Consider the following 7,095-nt stretch of genomic DNA (forward strand, 5'->3'; position numbering starts at 1 on the left):
GCTTACCCGCGCCAGGCCGGTGCCGGGGTGTTGGGCCTGGTGCTGCTGGCCGCCGCCGGGTTCTATGGCTGGCATTGGTACTCCAACCTGCCGCAGCCGCACACCGTGGGTTATTCGCTGCACAAACCCAACCTGACTGACTACACCCAGCAACCCGTCGTTGTGGATAACCTGCAGGTGCGTTTTGCCGAGTCCGTCGCCCCCTTGGCGGCGATAGGCAAGCCGGTCACCGCAGGCATTACCCTTAAACCCGCTGTGGCCGGTGCCTGGCGCTGGTCCGATGACCACACGTTGCTGTTCACTCCGGAAAAAGACTGGCCCATCGACGCCCATTACACCTTCGATTTGGCGAAGAAAAACCTGCTCGCCGACGGCGTGTTGCTCAACGAGTACAGCGGCCAGTTCTCCACCCAGCCGTTTCGCGCCAACCTTTCGCAGAACGAGTTGTATCAGGACCCGTCCAACCCGACGCTGAAACAACTGGTGGCGACTTTCCGCTTTTCCCACCCGGTCGACGAAGAAAGCCTGCGCAAGCGGGTTTCGATCATTCTCGGCAAAGGCCTCGCCTACCGCGACGCCCAATTACCCAATCGCCCGGAAATCACCTTCGACGAGACCAAGCTCAACGCCTATGTCCGCTCCGCCGCCCTGGCCACCCCACTGGAAAGCACGCCCGTCAGCGCCAAGCTCGACGAAGGCATCAAAGCCCGTGACGGTGGCAACGCCAGCAACGCGCCATTGGTGGCCGAAGTCACCGTGCCCGGCCGCTACCGCCTGACGTTTACCGCTGCCGAAGTGAGCTTTGTCGACAACGAACGCGGCGAACCCGAGCCGGTGTTGATGTTCAGCAGCTCCAGCGCCGTGGCCGATGACACCATCGCCGGTAAGGTCCAGGCGTGGCTGTTGCCGGAAAAAGCTGAGGACGACACGCGCCCCTATAACAGCAACGACATCGACGATGCCCTGTTGGCCCGTAGCACCAAGGTCAACCTGACCCACGTGCCCAGCGTCGAACCGCTCAACACCCTGCACGCGTTCAAGTTCAAGGCCCCGGCCGGTCGTGCGCTGTATGTGCGCGTGCCCGCCAACCTGGAAGCCATTGGCGGCTACCTGGCGAAAAACCCTACGGCGTCGCTGATCATCATGCCGGCCTATCCGCGCACGCTGCAGTTCCTGTCTGACGGCGCCTTGCTCAGCCTCACCGGCGAAAAACGCCTGGGCTTCATGGCCCGTGGCGTGCCCGGTGCCCATGTGGAAATTGCTCGCCTGCTGCCCAACCAGTTGCAACATTTGGTGGACCAGAGCAGCGGCAGCTTTGCGCAGCCGAACTTCGGCAATGAGTACTTCGACCGCATGGTCGAGCGTCAGTCACTGGATATTCCGCTGTCGTCCAACGACCCGGCGAAAACTGTCTACGACAACGTCGACCTCAGCCGCTACCTGAGCGCCAACGGCGGCCGGCGCGGTATTTTCGTACTCAGGCTCAGCCCTCAGGACGACCCGGCCGAGCGCACATTCGACTACTCCCGCAGCAGCACCAGCGACCTGCGCTTTATCGTGGTGACGGACCTCGGGATCATCGCCAAGCGCTCCAGCGACGGCAGCCATGACGTGTATGTGCAGTCCATCGGCAACGGTTCGCCGGTGGTCGACGCGCAAGTCGACATCATCGGCCGTAACGGTTTGCCGGTCGCCAGCGGCCACACCGACGCCGAAGGCCACGCGCATTTCGCCAAACTCGATGAACTGCGCCGTGAGAAAACGCCGCTGATGTATGTGGTCAGTCGCGGCAATGACCAATCTTTCCTGCCGATTGCCCGTCAGTCCCAGCAGCTGGATTTGTCGCGCTTTGACGTAGGCGGTTTGCAAGAAGACGGTGCGATCGATCGCCTCAGCGCCTACCTGTTCACCGACCGTGGCCTGTACCGGCCCGGCGAAACCGCGCACCTGGGCATGATCGTGCGCAGCGGCAACTGGAAAGGCGCCCTGCAAGGCCTGCCGGTGGAGCTGCAAATCACCGACCCGCGCGGCCTGGAAGTGATTCGCCAGCCGCTGAAGCTGTCCGCCAGCGGTTTTGAAACCTTTGATTTCCCCAACAGCGAAGTGGCCCCCGCCGGGGATTACACCGCGACCTTGCAACTGCTCGGCGAGAAACAGACCCGCACCGACCTGGGCAGCGTCAGCTTCAAGGTCCGCGACTTCGAGCCGGACCGCATGAAGGTCAGCCTGAGCCTGCACGACACGCCGGTGCAGGGCTGGATTGCACCGGACCAGGTGCTGGCCAAAGTCACCGCAATGCACCTGTTCGGCGCCCCGGCGTCCGGCCGGCGCGTGACGGCGAAGATGTCCCTGAGCCCGACGCTCGCGGCATTTGAGCGTTACCCCGATTACCGCTTCCGCCTCAACGACACGCTGGAAGAGGCCAGCACCGAAGACCTCGCCGAGACCACCGTCGATGACAACGGCCAAGCCGTGCTCGACCTCAACCTGCAGCGCTTCGCCAACAGTACTTACCGCCTGCAGGTGATGACCCAGGTGTTCGAGGCCGAAGGCGGGCGCAATGTGGCGGCGCAAAGTGCGTTGCTGGTGTCGTCTGCGCCCTACCTGGTGGGTGTGAAAAGTCAGGACTCGCTGTCGTATGTCGCCAAGGACGCCCCACGCCAGGTGCAATGGTTGGCCGTCGCACCGGATCTCACACCGCTGGCGGTGGATGGCCTGACCAGCGAAGTGGTCGAGCACCGCTACGTCTCGGTGCTGGTGAAACAGTCCAACGGCACCTACAAATATGAATCGCGGATCAAAAACATCAGCCAGCCCGCCTCGCCGCTGGTGATGACCAAAGACGGCGCCAAGCAACCCCTGAACACCGCCACTCCCGGCGATTTCACCCTGCAACTCAAAGACGCCAACGGCAAGCTGCTGAACCAGATCGACTACAGCGTGGCCGGGCGCGGCAACACTTCGCGCTCCCTGGAGCGCAACGCCGAGCTGCAACTGCGCCTGGATAAACACAGTTACGCGACGGGGGATGAGATCGCTATCAGTGTCCGCGCGCCGTACACCGGGGCGGGCCTGATTACCATCGAGCGCGACAAGGTCTACACCCAGCAGTGGTTCAAGGCCGACAGCACCAACAGCGTGCAACATATCCGCGTGCCCGCAGGGCTTGAGGGCAATGCCTACGTCAACGTGCAGTTCGTGCGGGACATCGGTTCGTCCGAGGTCTACATGAGCCCACTGTCCTATGGCGTGGTGCCGTTCAGCATCAACCTGGATGCGCGGCGCATGCCATTGAAGGTTGACGGCCCGGCGCAGATCGAACCGGGGCAGACCCTGGATATCAAGGTCAACGCCGACCGCCCGGGCCGTGCGGTGGTGTATGCGGTGGACGAAGGCATCCTGCAAGTGGCGCGCTACCAGACGCCGGACCCGTTGGGCTTCTTCTTCCAGAAGCGTGCGCTTGAAGTCGGCACCAGTCAGATTCTTGACCTGATCCTACCGGAATTCAGCCGTCTGCTCAGTGGGGCAGCGCCCGGTGGTGATACCGAAGGCGCGCTGGCCAATCACCTCAACCCGTTCAAGCGTAAACATCAGCCGCCCGTGGCCTGGTGGTCCGGGCTGGTGGACTTGCCGGCCGGCGACACCGTGCTGCATTACCAGGTGCCCGACAGTTTTAACGGCAAGCTGCACCTGTTCGCGGTGGCGGTGGATGCCGACAGCGTGGGCGTCAGCGAGGCCACAATCGAGGTCCGCGGACCGCTCGTGATCACGCCAAACGTACCGGCTTTCGTGGCGCCGGGGGACGTGTTCAACGTGAGCGCCGGGGTGTTCAGCAACCTCGATGCGGCGGCGGATGTGAAGTTTGAAGTGCAGACCAGCGACGGCCTCAACGTGCAGGGCGACAAAGGCAGCACCTTGTCACTGCAACCGCGCAAGGAAGGCACCGCCGAGTTCAAGATCAAGGTCGGCGACACCCTCGGCTCGGCGGATCTGCGCTTTATCGCCGTGTTGCCGAACGGCAAGCGCATTCAGGTGGCAGAAACCACCTCGATCCGCCCCCTGAGCGAACATCGCGTGGCCTTGAGCCTGGGCCGTTTCGACAGCGCCAGCAAAGAGCTCAAGCCCACTCGCGAACTGTTCAGCCAACTGCGCGATGTGCAATTGGGTGTGGCGGCGTCGCCGCTGGTGTGGGCCAACGGCCTCAAGCATTACCTGGATGACTACGGCTACGCCTGCACCGAGCAGTTGGTGTCCAAGGCCATGCCGGCGTTGATCTGGGGTGGCAACGCGCCCGAGGCCGAACAAGCCTTCGCCAGCGCGGTGCGGATGTTGCGCCAGCGCCAGAACCAGGCCGGCGGTTTCGGCTTGTGGGCAGCCAACCCGGACGTGGCCCCGTATGCCAGCCTGTACGCCACCGACTTCCTGATCGAAGCCAAGGAACGCGGGCTGCCGGTGCCGGAAGATCTGCTGGTACGGGCCAATACTTATCTGACGGACCTGGCCAACGGCCCGAGCGAAGGCCTGTCGGAATTGCGCAACCGCGCCTACGCCAGTTACCTGCTGAGCCGTCAGGGAATTCTGGTGAGCGGCGCGTTGAGCGACATCCGTGAGCGCTACGAGAGCTACTTCAAAGACACTTGGCAGAACGACCTGGGCGCCGCCTACCTGGCCGCCAGCTACAAGCTGCTCAAGCAGGATCGCCAGGCCGATACGCTGTTCCGTAAGATCCCATGGCGTTCGCTTGTGGATAAGTGGAACAGCGACGGCCTGTATTACGACCCGTTGGTACATGACGCCGAACACCTGCACCTGCTGGCGCGGCACTTCCCCGAGCTGCTGGACGATGTGCCGACAGCGTTGCTGGATAAACTCGGCAAGCGCCTTAACGAGCAACGTTACAACTCGCTGTCGGCGGCGCTGTTACTGCGCGCCCTGGACAACTATGGCCAGCGTGCGCAAAGCGACATGACCCTCAAAGCCAGCGCGTGGCTGGGCGACAAGCAGCAACAACTGCTGGAGATGGCCGGCCAGCCGCCGCGCGCCGCCGTGCCTGGCGCCACGCAAAAGTTGCTGATGGAAAAATCCGACGGCCCGGCAGCGTTCTACATGCTCAGCGAAGCCGGCTTTGATAAAGGCGCCAAGCTCAAGCCGATCAACAATGGCCTGGAAATCATCCACGAGTACCTCGACCTCAACGGCGAGCCGGTGAGCAAAGTCGCGGTGGGCGATGAGTTCCTGGTGCGCCTGCGCCTGAGAGCGACCGACCGCGATCAAGTCCAGCAAGTGGCGGTGGTCGACCTGCTGCCCGGTGGCGTCGAGCCTGTGTATAACTTGCCGCCGGAGCCGGAAGCCGCCAGCACCGATGACAGTGAAGGCGAGGAAGCTGAATACGTAGAAGACAGCGAACCGTCTGACGCCTGGCAAGCGCCGATCGGCGAAACCAAACTGAGCAACTGGCAGCCGGACTACGTGGACGTGCGCGATGATCGGGTGGTGTTGTACGGCACCGCGCTGCGTGACGTAGGCACTTTCGTGTACCGCGTGCGCGCCACCAACGCAGGCACCTTCAATACGCCACCGGCCTACGCCGAAGGCATGTACGAAACCACCCTGCAAGGGCGCGGCAAAGTAGGCCAGCTTGAAATTACCAAGCCTTAAGCGCCTGACGCCGCTGCTGGCAGCGGCGGTACTGCTGGCGGGGCTGCGGCTGTGGCCGCATGCCCCGCTGGAACAGGCGGTGACATCGTCGAGGGTGGTGCTGGCCGACGATGGCTCGCTGTTGCGCATGACTTTGGCAGATGACGGGCAATATCGCTTATGGCTACCGCTGGAGCGGTTTTCTCCGTCATTGATCGAGGCCTTGCTGCTCAAGGAAGACCGTAATTTCTACTGGCACCCGGGGATCAATCCCCCGGCGTTGCTGCGGGCGGCCATGGCCACTTACAGCGGCGGCCAGCGCCAGGGCGGCTCGACGCTGAGCATGCAACTGGCGCGGCGCCTGTGGGACCTTAACACCCGCCAGGTGCCGGGCAAGCTGCAACAGATGGCCCTGGCGCTGTGGCTGGAGGCGCGTTACAGCAAGCACGACATCCTTGAGGCCTACCTGAACCTGGCGCCCATGGGCGGCAATATCGAAGGCGCCGAGGCGGCGAGTCGCATCTACTTCGGCAAGTCGGCGGAGCAGTTGTCGTTGTCCGAAGCGCTGGCACTCGCGGTGATCCCCCAGCAGCCAGGGCGGCGTGCGCGCTTCGGGCCCTCGCTGCAAAACGCACGGCTGCGCTTGATGAACGACTGGCGCGCAACTTATCCACAGGACCCGCGCAACGACAGCCTGCTGGACTTGCCCATTGAGGCGCGCAACCGCCAGCAGATCCCGTTTCTGGCGCCACACTTGAGCGAACAGTTGCTCGCGTCCCAGGCGGGTAACGAGTTGAACAGCACCCTCAACCTGCCCTTGCAACAATTGCTCGAACGCATGATCAGCGGCTTTATCGCCGAGCGGCGCGGTACCGGGGTGGAAAACGCCACGGCGATCCTGATCGACAGCCGCGACCAGAGCGTCAAGGCGCTGGTGGGCTCGGCGGATTACTTATCCACAGGCATCCATGGCCAGGTCAATGGCGTGCTGGCGCGGCGTTCGCCGGGGTCGACGCTCAAGCCGTTCCTCTATGGGCTGGCGCTGGACCAAGGGGTGATCCACCCCATGAGCATCCTCAAGGATTTACCCAGTAACTTCGGCTACTTCCAACCGGAGAATTTCGACGGCAGTTTTGTCGGGCCACTGACGGCGCGCGATGCGTTGATCCGTAGCCGCAATATCCCGGCCGTGTGGCTGGCCAGCCAGGTGAAGTCGCCCTCGTTATACGGCTTGTTGCAACGCGCCGGCATCAAGGGCCTGCGCGGTGAAAGCCATTACGGCCTGGCCCTGGCCCTCGGCGGCGGCGAGATGACGCCCGAAGAGCTGGCGCGGCTGTATCTGATGCTGGCCGGCGACGGACACCTGCGGCCCTTACGCTATGTGCAGGAACAGCCCCAGGCCAGCGGCCCAGCGCTGCTGACACCCCAAGCCGCCTTCATGGTGCGCGACATGCTGCG

At 63.4% G+C, this 7,095-nt stretch carries 2 protein-coding genes; both read left to right on the forward strand.

What is annotated here, in order from left to right:
* Positions 1-5,658: alpha-2-macroglobulin (locus tag L9Z73_RS22100; RefSeq protein ID WP_247405485.1), on the forward strand; the 5,658-nt coding region annotated here is incomplete at its 5' end.
* On the forward strand, positions 5,639-7,095 hold a 1,457-nt coding region (gene pbpC / locus L9Z73_RS22105; protein WP_247405487.1), incomplete at its 3' end, for a penicillin-binding protein 1C. The genes L9Z73_RS22100 and pbpC, both read left to right, overlap by 20 nt.

This window comes from Pseudomonas emilianonis (genome assembly GCF_023072625.1).
Lineage (GTDB): Bacteria > Pseudomonadota > Gammaproteobacteria > Pseudomonadales > Pseudomonadaceae > Aquipseudomonas > Aquipseudomonas paraveronii.